We start from the raw sequence: 16,655 nt of genomic DNA on the forward strand, positions 1-16,655 counted from the left end.
TACCGCCGATCGTGGCCCCCGCTTGCCTAGGTTGCGCGCGGCGCGAACATGATCACCGCCATGCCGGCCAGGCACAGCCCGACCCCGAGCAGATCCCAGCGGCTGGGCCGGATCCCGTCCACCACCCACAGCCAGGCCAGCGCGGTGCCAATGTAGACACCCCCATAGGCGGCGTACACGCGCCCGCTGGCGGCTGGGTGCAGGGTCAGCAGCCAGGCGAACAGGGCCAGGCTGGCGGCCGCCGGCAGCAGCAGCCACGCGCTGCCATCGCGTCGCAGCCACAGCCAGGGCAGGTAGCAGCCGACGATCTCGGCCACGGCGGTCAGCACGAACAGCAGGAACGTGTTCACGAGGCCGCTTCGCCGGCCTTGGCCTGCTCCCACAGCTGTTCCTGCGCCTGCAGGTCGAGCTCGGCCATGGCCTGGCCGTTGGCGGCGGCCTGCGCTTCCATCGCGCGGAAGCGGCGTTCGAACTTGTGGTTGGCGTGGCGCAGCGCCGCGCCGACGTCCACCTTCGCGTGACGGGCCAGGTTGGCGCAGACGAACAGCAGGTCGCCCAGTTCCTCCTGCAGCCGGGCCTGGTTGTCCTCGACCGGGCCGCGCGCGAATTCGGCGGCCACTTCATCCAGTTCCTCGCGCACCTTGTCCAGCACCGGCGCCGGGCCCGGCCAGTCGAAACCGACCCGCGCCGCGCGCGCCTGCAGCTTCACCGCACGCTGCCATTCGGGCAGCCCGCGCGAGATCCCGGCCAGCGCGGAGTGGTCGGCGTCGCCCTTGGCGGCACGTTCGGCGCGCTTGATCGCTTCCCAGTTGGTGTTGACGTCTTCGGCACCATCGACCTGCACCTGCGCAAACACGTGCGGGTGCCGGCGGGTCATCTTGTCGCTGATCGCGCGGGCCACCTCGGCGAACCCGAACGCGCCCTGCTCGCTGGCCATCTGCGCATGGAACACCACCTGCAGCAGCAGGTCGCCCAGTTCGTCGCAGAGATCGTCCATATCGCCGCGGTCGATCGCGTCGGCCACTTCGTAGGCTTCTTCGATGGTGTACGGGGCAATGCTGGCGAAATCCTGCTGCAGGTCCCATGGGCAACCGTCGCGCGGATCGCGCAGGCGCGCCATGATGCCCAGCAGGCGGTCCAGTTCGGCAGGTGCGGACATCGGTGCTCCGGTCAGTCGGGAAGCCAGGTGCGCCACGGCAGGCGGGTGTCGCCCAGGGCGATGAAGTCGCCGTTCAACAGGGTTTCGCGGCGGTTGTAGCGGAACGGCTTGCCGGTGGCGGCCGAGAGCACCGCACCGCCGGCGGCATGCAGCACGCACTGGCCGGCGGCGGTGTCCCACTCGGCGGTCGGGCCCAGCCGCGGGTAGACGTCCAGGGTGCCTTCGGCGAGCCGGCAGAATTTCAGCGATGAGCCCTGCGCGACCACCTCGATCTCGCCCATGCGGTCCAGCAGCGCTTGGGTCTGTTCGCTGCGGTGCGAGCGGCTGGCGGCGACCTGCAGCGGCGGCAGCGCCGGGGTGCGGGTGCGCAGCACCGAGTCGTGCAGGCCGTCGCGGCGGTAGGCCAGTTCGCCACGCATGGCGTGCCAGGCGACGCCGCTGACCGGCGCCAGGACCACGCCGAATGCGGGCGCGCCCTGGTAGATCAGCGCGATGTTGACGCTGAACTCGTCGTTGCGCTTGACGAACTCGCGGGTGCCGTCGAGCGGATCGACCAGCCAGTAGGCGCCCCAGTGGCGGCGCACTTCCCACGGCACCTGCGCCGATTCCTCGGAGAGGATCGGCAGGTCCGGGGTCAGCTGTCCAAGGCCACGCAGGATCACCTGGTTGGCGGCCAGGTCGGCCGCGGTCACCGGGCTGCGGTCGGACTTGATCTCCACGTCGAACGGACTGGCATACACCTCGCGGATCGCCGCGGCGGCGTCCTGGGCGATGGCGATCACCGTTTCGCGCAACGCGGTGGTGAGTTTGATCATTCCCTGCGTTCCAGCCACTGCCGGGCGATGAACAGCGCGGCCAGCGAGCGGCCTTCGGAGAAGTCCTCGCGCAGCATCAGCTGGTCCAGTTCGGCCAGTTTCCACGGCACCACTTCCAGCTCTTCGGGTTCGTCGCCGACCAGGCGCTCCGGGTACAGGTCGCGCGCCACCACCAGGTACGACAGGTGGCTCATGTAGGTCGGGGCCAGGGTCATCGCGCGCAGCACGTCGACCCGCCGCGCGCCGTAGCCGGCTTCTTCCTTCAGTTCGCGGTCGGCGGCCTGCTCCGGGGTTTCGCCGGCGTCGATGCGGCCCTTGACCAGGCCCAGCTCGTAGCGGTGCACGCCGGCAGCGTATTCACGCACCAGCAACACGGTCTCGTCGTCCAGCATCGGCACCACCACCACCGCCCCATGGCCGCGGCTGACCAGGCGTTCGAAACGGCGGCGTTCGCCGTTGGAGAACTCCAGGTCCAGGTGCTGGCGCTGGAACGGGCCGCTTTCCTCGTCCGTGATCTGGTGGATGGTGGGCAGCGGACGGGTCATGCGAACTGGCTCTTGGAGATCGATAGAATGCAGGCAGGTGAAAACGTGTCCATGAGCCCGAAATGCTAGCAGACCCAGCCCCCCTCACGCTGGCCGACCAGTGGCGGCAACGCGACCTGGCCGTGCTGTGGCACCCGTGCACGCAGATGCGCGAACACCCCGACACCTTGCCGCTGGTGCCGATTGCACGGGGTGAAGGCCCGTGGTTGATCGATCACGACGGGCATCGTTACCTGGACGCGGTGAGCAGCTGGTGGACCAACCTGTTCGGCCACGCCGAACCGCGCATCGGCGCGGCCATCGCGCGCCAGGCCACCCAGCTGGAACAGGTAATGCTGGCCGGCTTCAGCCATGAACCGGCGGTGCAGCTGGCCGAACGGCTGCTGGCGATCGCGCCGCGCCAGGCCGGACGCGCGCCGTTGTCCAAGGTGTTCTACGCCGACAATGGCTCGGCCGGGGTCGAGGTCGCGCTGAAGATGGCCTTCCACTACTTCCGCAACCGCGGCGAACTGCACCGCACCCGCTTCGTGGCGCTGGAGAACGGCTACCACGGCGAAACCCTGGGGGCGTTGTCGGTGGGCGACATCCCGCTGTACCGCCGCGTGTACGCGCCGCTGCTGACCGAGGCGCTGTTCGCGCCCTCGCCGGACGCATACCTGGCCGAACCCGGGCAGAGCGCGGCGCAGCGCGCGCACGAGGCTGCCGATCGCCTGGCCGACCTGTTCGACCAGCACCCCGGCGAGATCTGCGCGGTGATCCTGGAGCCGCGCCTGCAGTGCGCCGGGGGCATGCGCATGCACGACCCGGTGTACCTGAAGCGTGCGCGCGAACTGTGCGACGCCAATGGTGCGTTCCTGATCGCCGACGAGATCGCCACCGGCTTCGGCCGCACCGGCACCCTGTTCGCCTGCGAACAGGCCGGGGTGATGCCGGACCTGCTGTGCCTGTCCAAGGGCCTCACCGGGGGCTTCCTGCCGCTCGCCGCGGTGCTGGCCACCCAGGCGCTGTACGACGCGTTCCTGGACGACAGCCGCGAGCGTGCGTTCCTGCACTCGCACAGCTACACCGGCAACCCGCTGGCCTGCGCGGCCGCGCTGGCGACACTGGACATCTTCGCCAGCGAGGACGTGATCGCGCGCAACCGCAGCACCGCCGAGGTGATGCGCCGGCTGGCCGCGCCGTTCACCGATCACCCGCAGGTCGCCGACGTGCGCCAGGCCGGCATGGTCGTAGCGTTCGAGCTGACCCGCAACGGCGACAGGCGCACGCCCTTCCCTGCCGAAGCGCGGGTCGGGCTGCGCGCCTACAACGCAGCGCTGCGACGCGGCGTGGTGCTGCGCCCGCTCGGCAACGTGCTGTACTGGATGCCTCCCTACTGCGTGGAGGACGAACACCTGGACCTGCTGGCCCAGACCACCCTGGCTGCCATCGAGGAAGCTGTTGCATGCGCGTGACCCGTTCCTACGTCGATCTCCCGCTGGCCGTGGGCCAGACCGTGTCGTTGCCCGAAGAGGTGGCCAACCACCTGGTGCGGGTGATGCGCCTGCGCGAAGGCGAAGGCTGCGTGCTTTTCAACGGCGACGGCCACGATTACAGCGCCACGCTGGTGGAATCGGGCAAGCGCGAGGCGCGTGTACAGATCGTCTCGGCACAGGCCCTCGACAACGAGTCGGCGCTGTCGATCACCCTGCTGCAGGGCATCGCCCGTGGCGAGAAGATGGACCTGATCCTGCAGAAGGCCACCGAACTGGGGGTGCAGGCGATCGTGCCGGTCAATGCGGAACGCACCGAGGTGAAGCTCGATGCCGCGCGGGCGGAGAAGCGCCTGGCGCACTGGCGCAGCGTGGTCGTGTCGGCCTGCGGCCAGTCCGGTCGTGCCCGGGTGCCCACGGTGGCGCCGCCTCAGAACCTGCAGGAGGCCGCGCTGGCGATGCCGGCAGCGGCGTTGAAGCTGACCCTTGATCCGGTGGGCGAACACCGGCTGTCGACATTGTCGGCCGCGCCCGGCGGCGTGGTGATTGCGATCGGGCCGGAAGGCGGCTGGTCGCCGCGCGATCGGTTGGCGCTGCAGCAGGCCGGTTTCCAGGGGCTGCAGCTGGGGCCGCGGATCCTGCGTACGGAGACGGCGGGGTTGGCGGCGATTGCCGCGATCCAGGCGCGCTTGGGCGACCTGGGGTAGCAGCCACGCAGGGCGTGGCTCTACCGGGTTTTTACGCCGGCAGGGCTTCGTCCAGCGCGGTTTCCAGCGCGTCCAGGTCCGGCAGCAGCGCGCTCAGCTCGCCCAGCAGCACGCGCATGTGCACGCCCGGCGGCAGGGCTTCTTCCGACGCGTCGGCGAGCAGGCCGTCGCGCGGCACCGAGATCAGCTGCGGGAAGTTCGGCGTCACCAGCGCGAAGTACGGGCGCTTGGCATTGCCGCCCAACGCCTTGAGTACCACGACTTTGTTCTTGACCACGCCCTGCTCTTCGCCGAGCCCGGCGTGGCGCGCGAACGACATCAGCGGGACGTCCCAGCCCTGCCACTGGATCTGGCCGAGCAGCCAGGCCGGGGTGTCGGGCACCGGGGTAACACTGGCGGCGGCCAGCATTTCAGCCACCGTCGCGTTCGGGACCAGGACCCGGTCGTGGCCGGCCTGGATCAGTACTCCGCGGATTTCGTCGTTGCTGGCGTAGCTCATGGTGTGCTTCCTGAAAGTGACATGGCGCGGCGATTACTCGCTCACGCCCCAGCGTTCGGCGATGGCGGCGGCCAGCTGCGGCGGATCGCCCGCGGCCATGCCGGCGGCGACCACGGCATTGGCGGCGACCGGGTCGTAGCAGCCGTCACCGGTCTGCCCGGCCACCCAGGCGCCGGCCACGGCCAGCGACAGCACGTCGTCCAGCACGGCCACGTCGCTGCCGCTGAGCAGCACCACGGCGCTGTGCGCCGGCGGCAGCGCGGCCACCTGGATGCCCTGCGCATCGGCAGTGAAGTACAGGCCGCGGTTGCGGACCGCCACGCCCACGTCGTCCGGCAGGATGTAGGCATTGCCGGCCAGTACCGGCTGGTCGGACTCGGCCAGCAGCACCGGCAGCGCCGACACCCGCGCAATCTGCTTGACCAGGTTGCCGTAACGGCCGCCGTCCAGGCGCATGTAGACCAGCACCGGCGTGGCCAGCCCGGCGGGCAGCGCGGCCAGCAGGCGGCGCAGCGCGTCGGGGCCGCCAATGCCGGCCAGGACCAGCACCGCACCCGGCGCGGAACCGTCCGGCGCAACCTCCGGTTCCAGTTCGACCAGGGAAAGGCTCGGCGTATCGAATGCGTCGTTGATCGGCGGCGCGCTGGCCGGTGCAGTCGGCACGGCCGGCGGCGCAACGGTGTCTTCGTCGACCAGCGACCAGCTGCTGTGGTCGCCCAGCGGCGCGCGCGGCGCAGCAGGAGCATCCACCGGCACCGGCGGCGGCACGCTGGCCGGTGCTGCGGCAGGCGCCGCCTGCATCGCGGCCAGCGCTTCTTCCAGCGACATCGGCTCGCTGTACGCCTCCGGCGGCGTGTACAGGCCGTCGGTGGGCACGTCGGCCGCGGCGTCGAAGGCCTCGCGCACGTGGAATTCCAGCGGCGCATCGGCATGCCGTTCGGCCGGGGTCTGCGGCAGGCCCGGTTCGGGCTGCAGCAGGCCGTCCTGCTCCGAGCCCGGCGGCAGCACGTCCTGGTGGCCGTGCAGCTTGGCCACCAGGTGGCGCGCCCAGCGCTGGGCTTCCCAGCCCTCGCGGCGCGCCGCCAGTTCGGCTTCGTCGAAGATCACGGTGAGTTCGGGCGACGCCAGCACCGGGTCGAGGCGCTCCAGCGCATCCTCGACGGCCGGCTCCAGCGCGATCAGCACCGCGCCGGCGTCCACGCCGCCGAGGGTTTCAGCATCGACGCTGTTGGGGTCTTCTTCCAGCACCACGGTCGCACCGGCCTGGGCCAGCGCTTCGCGCAGGCGCTCGCGCGCCGGCCCGACCCGTGCCAGCAGTGCCACCAGCGGCAGCGGGTTCAGGTCATTCGCGGGCACGGGCGATCCCCAGCAGGTCATACACGTTTCGCATCAGGTCCAGCTCCTGGTACGGCTTGCCCAGGTAACGCTGGACACCGATTTCGAAGGCGCGTTGACGGTGCTTGTCGCCGCTGCGCGAGGTGATCATCACGATCGGCACGCCCTTGTAGCGCGGATCGGCGCGCATCGCGGTGGCCAGTTCATAGCCATCCATGCGCGGCATTTCAATGTCAAGCAGCATCAGGTCGGGCACGCGTTCTTCCAGGCGCTCCAGCGCTTCGATGCCGTCGCGGGCGACGGCCACTTCGAAGTTGTGGCGCTCCAGGATGCGGCCGGTGACCTTGCGCATGGTCAGCGAGTCGTCGACCACCATCACCAGTGGCGCCTGGCGGTCGCTGGCCTGGGTGGCCGGGGCGACCGGCTTGAGCGGGTTGGCCTGGTAGCGACGCACCAGCGGCGCGACGTCCAGGATCACCACCACGCGGCCATCGCCGGTGATGGTGGCGCCGTAGATACCCGGCACCGATGCGATCTGCAGGCCGACCGGCTTGACCACGATTTCGCGGTTGCCCAGCACCTGATCGATCGCCACGGCCGCGCGCAGTTCACCGGCACGGACCAGCAGCAGCGGTACCTGGGCCTGGCCTTCGGCACGGGCCTGGCCCTGGCCGACCAGCGTGCCGAGGTCGTGCAGCACGAACTCTTCGCCGCCGTAGTGGTAGCCGCCCTCGGCCGACTCGAAACGCTCGCGCGAGATCCGGCCGATACCGCTGACCGAGGCCACCGGGACCGCGAAAGTGGTGTCGCCGATCTGCACGAACACCGCCTGGGTGACCGCCAGGGTCTGCGGCAGGCGCAGGGTGAAGGTGACGCCCTTGCCCGGCACCGAGTGGATGTCCACCGTGCCGCCGAGCTGGCGCACTTCGTTGTGCACCACGTCCATGCCCACGCCACGGCCGGCCAGCTGGCTGACCTGGTCGGCGGTGCTGAAGCCGGCCGCGAAGATCATCGCGTCCAGTTCGGCGTCGGACAGGACCGCGTCGGGCTCGACCAGGCCGCGCTGTTCGGCGCGGCGACGGATCGCCTCGCGGTTCAGCCCGGCACCGTCATCGGCCACTTCCAGCACGATTTCCGAGCCTTCGCGGCGCAGGCGGATGGCGATCTCGCCTTCCTCCGGCTTGCCGGCGGCGCGGCGCTGTTCCGGCGTTTCCAGGCCGTGCGCAACAGAGTTGCGCAGCATGTGTTCCAGCGGCGCGACCATGCGGTCGAGCACGTTGCGGTCCAGTTCGCCGTGGGTCCCGTCCAGTGTCACGTGGACCTGCTTGCCGGTGTCCTGGCCGGCCTGGCGCACCACGCGGCGCAGGCGCGGCACCAGGCCGTCGAACGGCACCATGCGCGCACGCATCAGGCCGTCCTGCAGTTCCGAGCTGACGCGGGACTGCTGCTGCAGCAGTACGTCGTACTGGCGCGACAGGTCGTCCAGCACGCCCTGCAGGCCGCCAAGGTCGGCTGCGGATTCGTTCAGCGCGCGGCTGAGCTGCTGCAGGGTGGAGAACCGGTCCAGTTCCAGCGGGTCGAAGCTGTGGTCCACCTGCTCCTGCTCGCGCTGGTAGCGGGCCACGATCTGGGCTTCGGTTTCCAGGTCCAGGCGGCGCAGCTGGTCGCGCAGACGCGCATTGGTACGGTCCAGTTCGCCCATGGCGCCGCGGAAGGCACCGAGCTGCTGTTCCAGGCGCGAGCGGTAGATCGCCACTTCACCGGCGTGGTTGACCAGGCGGTCGAGCAGGTCGGCGCGCACTCGCACCTGTTCCTGCTGCGGACGGGCCAGGCTGTCCTCGTCGTTGGAGGCTTCCAGCGGCACCGGCGCCGACAGCGGCGCGGAGGCCACGGCGGTGTCGATCGCCACCGGTGCGACGTCGGCCGGGACGGAGTCGGTCCCGGTGGCATCGTCGCGGCCCAGGGTGCGCTGTTCGAACGCGGCGATCAGGTCGTCGGGCATCGCCACGTCGCGATGGCGGCCGGTGCGGGTCAGCATCTGGTGCAGGCGGTCGAAGCCCCGCTCCAGCAGCTGCACGTCGCTGCGGTCGATATCGGTACGGTTGGCGGCGACCGCTTCCAGCAGCGACTCGATGCCGTGGCCGAGGTCGCCGATGGCGTTGATCCCGGCCATGCGTGCGCCACCCTTCAGGGTGTGCAGGTCGCGCTGCAGGCCGGCCAGGGCCTCGCGGTCCTCCGGTGCGGCGCGCAGCTCGCTGATCAGGCCATCGCAATGGTCGAGCAGGTCCTTGCCTTCTTCAACGAAGATGTCGACCAGCTCGCGGTCGAGCACGCTGAAGTCCAGCGAACCGGCGTCGTCGAGCTCGTCGGCGGCGGTTTCGGCTTCGGTTTCGGCTTCGGCCTGGACGTCGACCTCGGCCGTTGCCGGGGCGTCTTCCAGCTCGAACAGCGGCTGCGCGGTCGAGGGCTGCTCGACCTCCGCTTCGGCGAACGCGTCGGCTTCGTCCAGGGTCGGATGGGACGCATCCAGGCTGAGTACCGGTGCATCGTCGCTGGAAACCGGGGCGTCGGGGCCGTCGACGATGGTCAGGCCATCGTCCAGCGCCTGCTGCAGTTCCACGCTGTCCCCGAAGGCCGGGGCCGGCGGCAGCACGTCTTCGAGCTCGTCGACAAGCGCTTCGTCGGCAACGCTGTCGGTCGCGGCTTCGACGACGTCGCTGACCTCGGCGACTTCCACGACTTCGATTTCTTCAACCGCGTCGGTAGCGTCGAGGGTTTCGTGCAGCGCTTCTGCTTCGGCTGCCTCCAGCTCGATGGCCTGGACCGCTTCTTCCGCAGCCGGCACGGGCTGTGCATAGAAGCGCGACAGATCGTCGGCGCCGGTCAGCTCCACGCTCTCCAGGCCGTGGTCGACGATCTCGGCGGTCGGCGCTTCCACGGCAGCCACGTCTTCCAACGGCGCAGCGACCGGTGCGTCGAACGAGGTAACCAGGCCGGCGTCGAAGTAAGCCGACAGGTCATCGCTGCCGGTCAGTTCATCGACCACCAGCGCATCGGGTGCGTCGGCGACCTCGACGGATTCGGCAACCGCAGGTTCATCGACGACGGTCAGGTCGTCGGCGTCCACGATGGCCTGCTGCAGGGTGCTGTCGGTGCTGTCGTCGGCGATGGCATAGCCATCGCGTTCGTCGAACTGGGCCGAGAACGCGGCCAGCTCGTGCGCGGTGACGTCGTGCGCGTCGCGCGACGCGTCGGCTTCGGCATCGCGTTCAGCGTCGAGGTCAACCTCGAGCGTCTCGACCTCGTCGCCGTCCAGGTCCGCACCGTCTTCGGCCACCAGTGCCGGCCAGCGTGCTTCGGGCAGCGTTGCGGCCAGCGCCTGCAGGCGCTGCGCCAGTTCGGCCTGCGACGGAATGCGCGGCGCTTCGGCCTGCAGCGCGGCCATGGTGGCGCGGATCGCGGCGGCAGTGGCGGTGAGCGCGTCGACACCGTCGGCATCGGGGACCGCGTCGGCGGCCAGCGACCGCTTGATGAAGGTTTCCGCCCCGCCGGTGACGGCGGTGATCTCCGGCACGTCGGTCATCGCGAACGCACCGTTCATGGTGTGCACCGCGCGCAGCAGGCTGTCGGTCACCGGCTGCGGTGACGCCTGGGCGTCCTGCAACCAGGCCTGCAACGTGGCGTGGTGGGCCTCCACTTCAGCTTCCAGGATCTCGCGCAGTACTTCGTCGATGTTGGCCGGGGTGCCGCTCAGTTCCGGCTCGACCGCTTCAACGGTTTCCACCGGCGCGGCCACCGGGACCGAACGCTGCAGCGGCACGTGGAAGGTTTCTTCGCCTGCACCCACGCGGTCGGCGATGGCCTGCATGGCCTGCAGGTCGGCGCTGACACGGCTGCCGTCGCGCAGCGCGGCATTCAGCTGCGGCAGCACTTCGTAGGCCTGGGTGACCATGGCGACCACCGCCGGCGAGGCCGGACGGCTGCCATCCAGCACGCGGTTGAGCATGCCTTCGATCTTCCAGCTGAACTCGCCGAGCGTACGCGCGCCGACCAGGCGCCCACTGCCCTTCAGGGTGTGGAACACGCGGCGGATCGGGCGCAGGCGGTCCATGTTGTCCGGCGCCATGCGCCAGACCGGCAACAGGTTGCCCAGGTTGACCAGTTCTTCGTCGAATTCTTCGATGAAGACGTCGCGGATGTCCTGGTCGATGTTCTCGCCATCGTCCTCGAAACCGGCGTCGATGGTGGTGTCCAGCTCGGCTTCAGCGGCGGCGGCCGCCTCCACGTCGCCCACGGCGGCGGCGGGCGCCACGTCCGGGGTAGTGGAGAACTGCGCAGCGGCGACGTCCAGCTCGGCCAGGAAGCGGGCCGACTCGTCGTCCAGTTCGATCGTGCTGATGACCGCTTCCTGCACGCCACCGGTGGCGAGGGGTGCGGCCGCTTCGATCAGTTCGATGCCCTGCTCGTCTTCGACGGCAGCGACCGGCTCGATGATCTCATCGGCAGGTGCGGCGACGTCCTCGAGCGGCGCGTCCACGGTCAGCGGGGTCTCTGCAGCGGGTTCAATCTGCACCTGCAGGAAGCTCGGCAAGGCCTGCACGTCCAGCGTGCCCTCGGCCTCCTGCGCGGCCACCGGCGCGTCATCGATCTCCAGCGACAGCACGTCGCCGGCGTTGTGCAGCGGCTCGTCGAAGGTGAACTCGATCGGCTCGTCGCTCAGTTCCAGTGCATCGTGCTCGGCCGCGACCGGATCGAACCCGGTGCTGGCCGGCTGGTCGTCGTCGGACACGGCCGTGTCGACCCCGTCCAGCACGATCGGCGCGATCTCCACGGGCGCAACGCCCCATGCCTGGCCTGCCTCGCTGTCTTCCGCCACGACCGGGTCGAAGTTGGCGAAGGTCGGGGCCGCGGTTTCGATGCGGGCAGCATCGCTGTGCAGCGTCCACTGCGGCGCGTCGGCGGCCACCGGTGCCATGGAGGCCTCGAACACCAGGGTCGGTGCCGGCTTGGCCACGCGTTCGACCGTCGCGGCCGCAGCGACCTCGGGCACGGGATCGAAGGTGAAGTCCGGCAGCGGCGGCGACGGCACATCGCCCGGCGCAGGCGCGGCCGGGGTCACGGCAACCTCGACCGGCGCGGCCACGGGGGTATCCCAACCCGTCAGTTCGACGTGCTCCGGGGCGACCGGCAGCGCTTCGGCGCTGACATCGGCCGGCGCGGCGTTCTCGTCCGGCAGCGGCCAGTAGCGCAGCGTTTCAAGGCTGGTACGGGTGATGTCGAGAATGTCTTCGCGTCCCTGGCGACGTTCGCGCAGGGCTTCCAGGTAGTACTCCAGGCTGGCCATGGCGTCGGCCAGGGTGTCCAGCTGGCGCCCGCTGGGCACGCGCTGGCGGCCGATCAGCTCGACCGAGATGTACTGGCGCACGCCCTGCAGGTAATCGGCCGGGGTCGGCAGGTCGAGCATGCGCAGCGCGCCGGCGACCTCACCAAGCAGGCGCGGCACTTCGTGCAGCTGCTGGTGGTTCCAGTTGGTTTCGATGAAGGCGACGAAATGCTCGCGCGCCGCCGCGAAGTTGGCGATCGCTTCGTGCGCCAGGATCTCCACGGTGCGGCGGCCTTCGGCCGCGCTCGGGTCGTCCTCGCCGCTGCCACCGGCGCCCAGGTGCGCGACCTGGTCGTCCAGCGACGCGTCTACGTACAGCAGGGCACCGGCGATATCCAGCAGCAGGGTCTCGTCGATCTGCTGCGCGCCGTCGACCACGCCGCGCAGCGCGTCGCGCTGCTGCACGACCACGCCACGGGCCACGCCCAGGCCCATCATGCCCAGGGTGTCGGCCACGGCGCCCAGTTCGTCGACCTGGGTCTGCAGCTGTGCCGGCTCACCGCCGGTGCGCAGGTGCAGGTCCAGCGCGTCCTTGATCCGCAGCAGTTCTTCCTTGACCGCATTGCCCACGGTGTCGAGCAGTTCGCGGTTGCGGCCGCTCAGGCTGCCGCGTGCGTGGTCCAGCTCGGCTTCGGTGGCGCTGGCGCTGTCCGGGGCGAAGGCGAACAGCACGCTTTCATTGATGCCCGGCGCCGCACGCGCGGCACGGATGTCGTTGAGCAGCGGCAGCAGCACGATCGGAATGTCGCGGTGGCCGTTCTGCAGGCGCTCCAGGTAGTCGGGCAGCAGCACGCTGCCGCGCATCAGGGTGGCGCAGGCTTCGTCGCGGTCGGGCACTTCGCCCGCACCGATGGCGTTGGCCAGCTGCTCCATTTCCTCGGCCACCATGGCCGGCGCGTACAGCTCGACCATGCGCAGGGTGCCCTGCACCTGGTGCAGGTAGCCGGCGCAGAAGCGCATGCGGCTGCCGTCGGCCGGGTCTTCGGCGTAATACTCGACCTCGTTGCGCACCTGGCGCAGGGTCTCATCCAGCTCCGGCTTCACCCAGCCCAGTGCGGCGTGGCTCATGGCATCGCGCAGCGTGCTCATGCCAGGTCTCCCGGCAGGGGCGCGCGCGTGTCGTGCTGTGGTTTCTCGCGATGCATCATCTGCTGATTCCTTCCCTCTCCGCCCTGCCCGCGGCTCACGCCGGCAGCTTGAAGTCGGCAACCGAGCGGCGCAGGTCGGCCGCCAGCTGTGCCAAATGACCGATCGACTCGGCGGTCTGTCCCGCGCCCTGCGAGGTCTGGCCGGTAATCTGACGGATCACGCCCATGGTGCGGGTGATGTCGGATGCGGCCGAGGACTGCTGCTGGGCGGCGATCGAGATGTTCTTGATGAGGTTGTTCAGTGCGTTGGACACGCGCTCGATTTCGGTCAGCGCGGTACCGGCGTCTTCGGCCAGGCGTGCACCGGACACCACTTCGGCGGTGGTCTGCTCCATCGAGCTGACCGCTTCGTTGGTATCGGCCTGAATGGCCTGGACCAGGTTTTCGATCCGTCGGGTCGCACCGGAGGTACGTTCTGCCAGGCGCTGCACTTCGTCGGCCACCACGGCGAAACCACGGCCGGCCTCACCGGCCGAGGCGGCCTGCACGGCCGCGTTCAGTGCCAGGATGTTGGTCTGCTCGGAAATGTCGTTGATCAGTTCCACGATCGAGCCGATTTCCTGCGAGGACTCGCCGAGGCGCTTGATGCGCTTGGAGGTTTCCTGGATCTGGTCGCGGATCTGGTCCATGCCCTGGATGGTTTCGCGCACCACGCCGGCACCCTCGGCGGCGATCACCACCGAGCGCTGTGCCACGTCGGCCGACTCGGCCGAGTTGCGCGACACCTGTTCGATGCTCGACGCGATTTCGCCGATCCGGTCGGAGGCGGAGGTGATCTGGTTGGCCTGGTGGCCGGCCGCTTCGGCCAGCTGCATCGCGGTTGCCTGGGTTTCCTGGGTGGACACGGCGACCTTGGCCGAGGTGTCGTTGATGGTGGTCACCAGGTGGCGCAGTTCGTCCACGGCGTAGTTGATTGCGTCGGCGATCGCGCCGGTCATGTCCTCGGTCACCGAGGCCTTCACGGTCAGGTCGCCTTCACCTAGCGAGCTGATTTCGTCCAGCAGCCGCATGATCGCCTGCTGGTTGCGGCTGTTGAACTCCACCTGGGTCTGGTAACGCAGTTCCTGTTCGCGCGAGCGGCTGCGCACGGTGCTGCTGACGAAGCCGATGATGGCGATCAGCGACAGCGCGCCGGAGATCACGCCCAGCCAGAAGTTCGGGAACAGGCGCGAGTCGCGCACCGAGCCGAACGAGGAGAACGCTTCGAACAGCCGCTTGCTGTCGTCCAGCATCTTGGTCGAGCCGGCGGTCAGCGCGGCAGCCGAGGACTGCGCCGAGAACAACTGGCGCGAGCTGGCCAGGATCGCGTCGGCGTCCTGCTTCATGGTGTCCCACTGCTTCTGCGACTGCTCCAGCGCAGCGAGCGCGCCGGCGTTGCGGACCGGGGCAATACCCAGTTCTTCATTGCCGTTGCGCAGTGCGTCCAGCACCTGGGTGAACACCACCGAGTCGCGGGCCAGTGCGTCGCCCGCGGCAGCGGCGTTACCGCCACCGGCGCGCATTTCGGTCACGCGGCGGGCCATCGAGCCCACCACCACGACCTGCTGCAGCGCGTTGTACACCTGCGACGCCGGAGCGCCGCCGGCCGACATGGCGCGGACCACTTCGTTCAGCTGTGCCTGCAGCGCCGGGACGCCGTTGACGAAGTTGTTGGCGTTGCCGGCCAGGGCCAGGACCGCCGGCTCGCTGGCGACCAGCTGGGCGGCGCTCTTGCCGAGCGGCTCCCAGGTCTGGGTCAGCTGGTTGAGCGGACCGGACACGTTGGTTTCGTTGCCGTAGCGCCCCTGCAGGCTGCTCACGGTGCTTTCGATGCGGGTCTTGGTGTCCTTGAAGGCGGTGAACGCCTGGGCGTTGCCCGAGACTGCTTCACGACCCTGGTTGGCCAACTGCTGGGACAGCACCTGCAGGTCGGCCGCGCCGGTGCTGGCGCCGGCCAGGCGACTGCCCTGCCAGGTGGCCACGCCGGTGTTGAGACCGAACACGATCAGCGACAGGGCCAGCAGGCCCAGCCAGAAATTGGTACCCACCGAGCCCAGCTTGCCGGCCTTGGCAGTTTCCGAAGAAGTACTCATCGTTCAACCTCGATCTTCAATACGGTAAGGAAGCCAGCAGCGTTCATGCCGCGGCCTGCCTGAATTCGGGGGTACGGGACAGCAGCGACAGCGAGAACACGCCCCAGTCGCGGCCGTCGCCATGGAACGCGCGGTCGACGAAATGGGCGTAGCGACCGCTGGCCAGCTCACCGGTACCGGTGTCCTGGTCCAGTTCGAAGCTGCGCTGGCCGAACAGTTCGTCGATGGTCAGGGCCACGTCGCCGCCGGCCTGGCGCATGATCAGCACGCGCTGGCCTTCCTGCTGCACGGTGCGCTCGCCTTCCATGAAGTACTTCAGGTCGACCACCGGGAACAGGTTGCCGCGCAGGTTGCCCACGCCCAGCAGCCACGGCTGCGCGCCGGGCACCGGTGTGATGGGCGGCATCGGGACGATTTCCACCACTTCGCGGAAGTCCGACACCAGGTGGCGCTTGCCGACCCGGTAGCCGACGCCGCGCCACAGGTCCTGGGCGAACTGCCGCTCGGGCAGCTGCACCGCATGGGCCAGGCTGCGCCGTTCGTAGGCTTCAAGGATGTCGAAGGGAGAACGCATCAGGACACCAGTTCGTTGATCCGGGCGATCAGAAACTCTTCGTTCGGCGGCTTGACGATGTAGTCCGAAGCCCCCTGGCGAAGCCCCCAGGCCTTGTCGGTCTCCATCGCCTTGGTGCTGATGATGATGACCGGGATGGCCTTGGTAGCCGGGTCGCGACTGAGTGCGCGGGTCGCCTGGAAGCCACTCATGCCGGGCAGCACCACGTCCATCAGCACCAGCTGCGGCAGGTGCTCACGGACGAGTTCAAGACCTTGTTCAGCATTTTCGGCCTCGAGCACTTCGTGCCCGGCCCCGGCCAGTAATTTCATCATCACCGCCCGTTCGGTCGGTGAGTCCTCGATCAGAACGATTCGAGCCATTGTGCCTTTCCCCCCTGGTCAGGCGTTTACGTATGTGCGGATGGCACCCAGCAGTTCTTCACGCGTGAAAGGCTTGGTCAGGTACTGCTCCGAGCCCACGATGCGCCCACGCGCCTTGTCGAACAGGCCGTCCTTGGAGGACAGCATGATCACCGGTGTCTTCTTGAACAGCTGGTTGTTCTTGATCAGCGCGCAGGTCTGATAGCCGTCCAGCCGCGGCATCATGATGTCCACGAAGATGATCTGCGGCTGCTGGTCGGCAATCTTGGCCAGGGCCTCGAAACCATCGGTCGCGGTCACCACCTCGCAGCCTTCGCGCTTGAGCAGTGTTTCAGCGGTGCGTCGAATGGTCTTCGAATCATCGATGACCATGACTCTCATTCCTGCGAGTTCCCCACCCGCAGCCATGTTTTCAGTCATTACCTTTTCCCCGAGCGCGCGACGCTTCTGCGTAGGTACAGCGCCGCTGCGAAAGCGTATCTATATCCCACCACGCGGCCGTCATCAAGGGTGTGCTGCCCAAGCCACGCCACGCGCACGTCCCCGTCGGCGCCCGGGGCCGGAACTGCGCAAAGCGTGAAGGC

Annotated in this window: 13 protein-coding genes; 2 read left to right on the plus strand and 11 right to left on the minus strand. The window is 69.1% G+C overall.

The window, feature by feature from the left end; genetic code table 11:
• Nucleotides 1–26 precede the first annotated feature (26 nt).
• The 4 genes from PDM28_RS14405 to nudE are packed head-to-tail and all read right to left on the minus strand — an operon-like array spanning nucleotide 27 to nucleotide 2,519.
• Nucleotides 27–350: a YnfA family protein gene (locus PDM28_RS14405; protein WP_070208783.1), complete on the minus strand. Its 324-nt coding sequence runs from the start codon at nucleotides 348–350 to the stop codon at nucleotides 27–29.
• Nucleotides 347–1,159, minus strand: a complete 813-nt coding sequence (gene mazG / locus PDM28_RS14410; RefSeq protein ID WP_311182558.1) for a nucleoside triphosphate pyrophosphohydrolase — start codon at nucleotides 1,157–1,159, stop codon at nucleotides 347–349. Before mazG ends, PDM28_RS14405 begins: the two co-directional genes overlap by 4 nt.
• A gap of 11 nt (nucleotides 1,160–1,170) precedes the next feature.
• A complete protein-coding gene (gene cysQ, locus PDM28_RS14415) occupies nucleotides 1,171–1,974 on the minus strand; it encodes a 3'(2'),5'-bisphosphate nucleotidase CysQ (RefSeq protein ID WP_102945356.1) in 804 nt (267 codons plus the stop codon).
• Nucleotides 1,971–2,519: an ADP compounds hydrolase NudE gene (gene nudE / locus PDM28_RS14420; protein WP_311182559.1), complete on the minus strand. Its 549-nt coding sequence runs from the start codon at nucleotides 2,517–2,519 to the stop codon at nucleotides 1,971–1,973. The genes cysQ and nudE overlap by 4 nt, the downstream gene beginning before the upstream one ends.
• A gap of 62 nt (nucleotides 2,520–2,581) precedes the next feature.
• Between nudE and bioA the strand changes: the two genes are divergently transcribed.
• Together bioA and PDM28_RS14430 are read left to right on the plus strand one after the other, a co-directional pair.
• On the plus strand, nucleotides 2,582–3,973 hold the full coding sequence (bioA, locus tag PDM28_RS14425) for an adenosylmethionine--8-amino-7-oxononanoate transaminase (protein WP_311182560.1): 1,392 nt from the start codon (nucleotides 2,582–2,584) through the stop codon (nucleotides 3,971–3,973).
• Nucleotides 3,964–4,698: a 16S rRNA (uracil(1498)-N(3))-methyltransferase gene (locus tag PDM28_RS14430; protein ID WP_311182561.1), complete on the plus strand. Its 735-nt coding sequence runs from the start codon at nucleotides 3,964–3,966 to the stop codon at nucleotides 4,696–4,698. Before bioA ends, PDM28_RS14430 begins: the two co-directional genes overlap by 10 nt.
• A gap of 31 nt (nucleotides 4,699–4,729) precedes the next feature.
• On the opposite strand, the gene PDM28_RS14435 is transcribed toward PDM28_RS14430, so the two are convergent.
• The 7 genes from PDM28_RS14435 to pilG form a co-directional block, all read right to left on the minus strand.
• On the minus strand, nucleotides 4,730–5,197 hold the full coding sequence (locus tag PDM28_RS14435; protein WP_102945352.1) for a chemotaxis protein CheW: 468 nt from the start codon (nucleotides 5,195–5,197) through the stop codon (nucleotides 4,730–4,732).
• 33 nt (nucleotides 5,198–5,230) lie between these two features.
• Nucleotides 5,231–6,553: a chemotaxis protein CheB gene (locus PDM28_RS14440; RefSeq protein ID WP_425507606.1), complete on the minus strand. Its 1,323-nt coding sequence runs from the start codon at nucleotides 6,551–6,553 to the stop codon at nucleotides 5,231–5,233.
• Entirely contained in the window at nucleotides 6,540–13,004 is a 6,465-nt protein-coding gene (locus PDM28_RS14445; RefSeq protein WP_311182563.1) for a hybrid sensor histidine kinase/response regulator, read from the minus strand. Before PDM28_RS14445 ends, PDM28_RS14440 begins: the two co-directional genes overlap by 14 nt.
• A 94-nt stretch (nucleotides 13,005–13,098) precedes the next feature.
• Nucleotides 13,099–15,135, minus strand: coding sequence for a methyl-accepting chemotaxis protein (locus PDM28_RS14450; RefSeq protein ID WP_311182564.1), 2,037 nt, complete (start codon nucleotides 15,133–15,135; stop codon nucleotides 13,099–13,101).
• A gap of 43 nt (nucleotides 15,136–15,178) precedes the next feature.
• On the minus strand, nucleotides 15,179–15,709 hold the full coding sequence (locus tag PDM28_RS14455; protein ID WP_102945348.1) for a chemotaxis protein CheW: 531 nt from the start codon (nucleotides 15,707–15,709) through the stop codon (nucleotides 15,179–15,181).
• Entirely contained in the window at nucleotides 15,709–16,071 is a 363-nt protein-coding gene (locus tag PDM28_RS14460; RefSeq protein ID WP_102945347.1) for a response regulator, read from the minus strand. Before PDM28_RS14460 ends, PDM28_RS14455 begins: the two co-directional genes overlap by 1 nt.
• A gap of 18 nt (nucleotides 16,072–16,089) precedes the next feature.
• Nucleotides 16,090–16,491: a twitching motility response regulator PilG gene (pilG, locus tag PDM28_RS14465; protein WP_070208795.1), complete on the minus strand. Its 402-nt coding sequence runs from the start codon at nucleotides 16,489–16,491 to the stop codon at nucleotides 16,090–16,092.
• Between the last annotated feature and the right edge of the window lie 164 nt (nucleotides 16,492–16,655).

Origin of the sequence: Stenotrophomonas aracearum (assembly GCF_031834615.1) — a bacterium.
In the GTDB taxonomy this organism is placed as follows: domain Bacteria; phylum Pseudomonadota; class Gammaproteobacteria; order Xanthomonadales; family Xanthomonadaceae; genus Stenotrophomonas; species Stenotrophomonas aracearum.

What these genes read in the sequence shown, in the direction of transcription:
- mazG (WP_311182558.1), bottom strand. Translation starts at nt 1,159, where the DNA reads ATGTCCGCACCTGCCGAACTGGACCGCCTGCTGGGCATCATGGCGCGC.
- cysQ (WP_102945356.1), bottom strand. Translation starts at nt 1,974, where the DNA reads ATGATCAAACTCACCACCGCGTTGCGCGAAACGGTGATCGCCATCGCC.
- nudE (WP_311182559.1), bottom strand. Translation starts at nt 2,519, where the DNA reads ATGACCCGTCCGCTGCCCACCATCCACCAGATCACGGACGAGGAAAGC.
- bioA (WP_311182560.1), top strand. Translation starts at nt 2,582, where the DNA reads ATGCTAGCAGACCCAGCCCCCCTCACGCTGGCCGACCAGTGGCGGCAA.
- PDM28_RS14430 (WP_311182561.1), top strand. Translation starts at nt 3,964, where the DNA reads ATGCGCGTGACCCGTTCCTACGTCGATCTCCCGCTGGCCGTGGGCCAG.
- PDM28_RS14435 (WP_102945352.1), bottom strand. Translation starts at nt 5,197, where the DNA reads ATGAGCTACGCCAGCAACGACGAAATCCGCGGAGTACTGATCCAGGCC.
- PDM28_RS14445 (WP_311182563.1), bottom strand. Translation starts at nt 13,004, where the DNA reads ATGAGCACGCTGCGCGATGCCATGAGCCACGCCGCACTGGGCTGGGTG.
- PDM28_RS14450 (WP_311182564.1), bottom strand. Translation starts at nt 15,135, where the DNA reads ATGAGTACTTCTTCGGAAACTGCCAAGGCCGGCAAGCTGGGCTCGGTG.
- PDM28_RS14455 (WP_102945348.1), bottom strand. Translation starts at nt 15,709, where the DNA reads ATGCGTTCTCCCTTCGACATCCTTGAAGCCTACGAACGGCGCAGCCTG.
- PDM28_RS14460 (WP_102945347.1), bottom strand. Translation starts at nt 16,071, where the DNA reads ATGGCTCGAATCGTTCTGATCGAGGACTCACCGACCGAACGGGCGGTG.
- pilG (WP_070208795.1), bottom strand. Translation starts at nt 16,491, where the DNA reads ATGACTGAAAACATGGCTGCGGGTGGGGAACTCGCAGGAATGAGAGTC.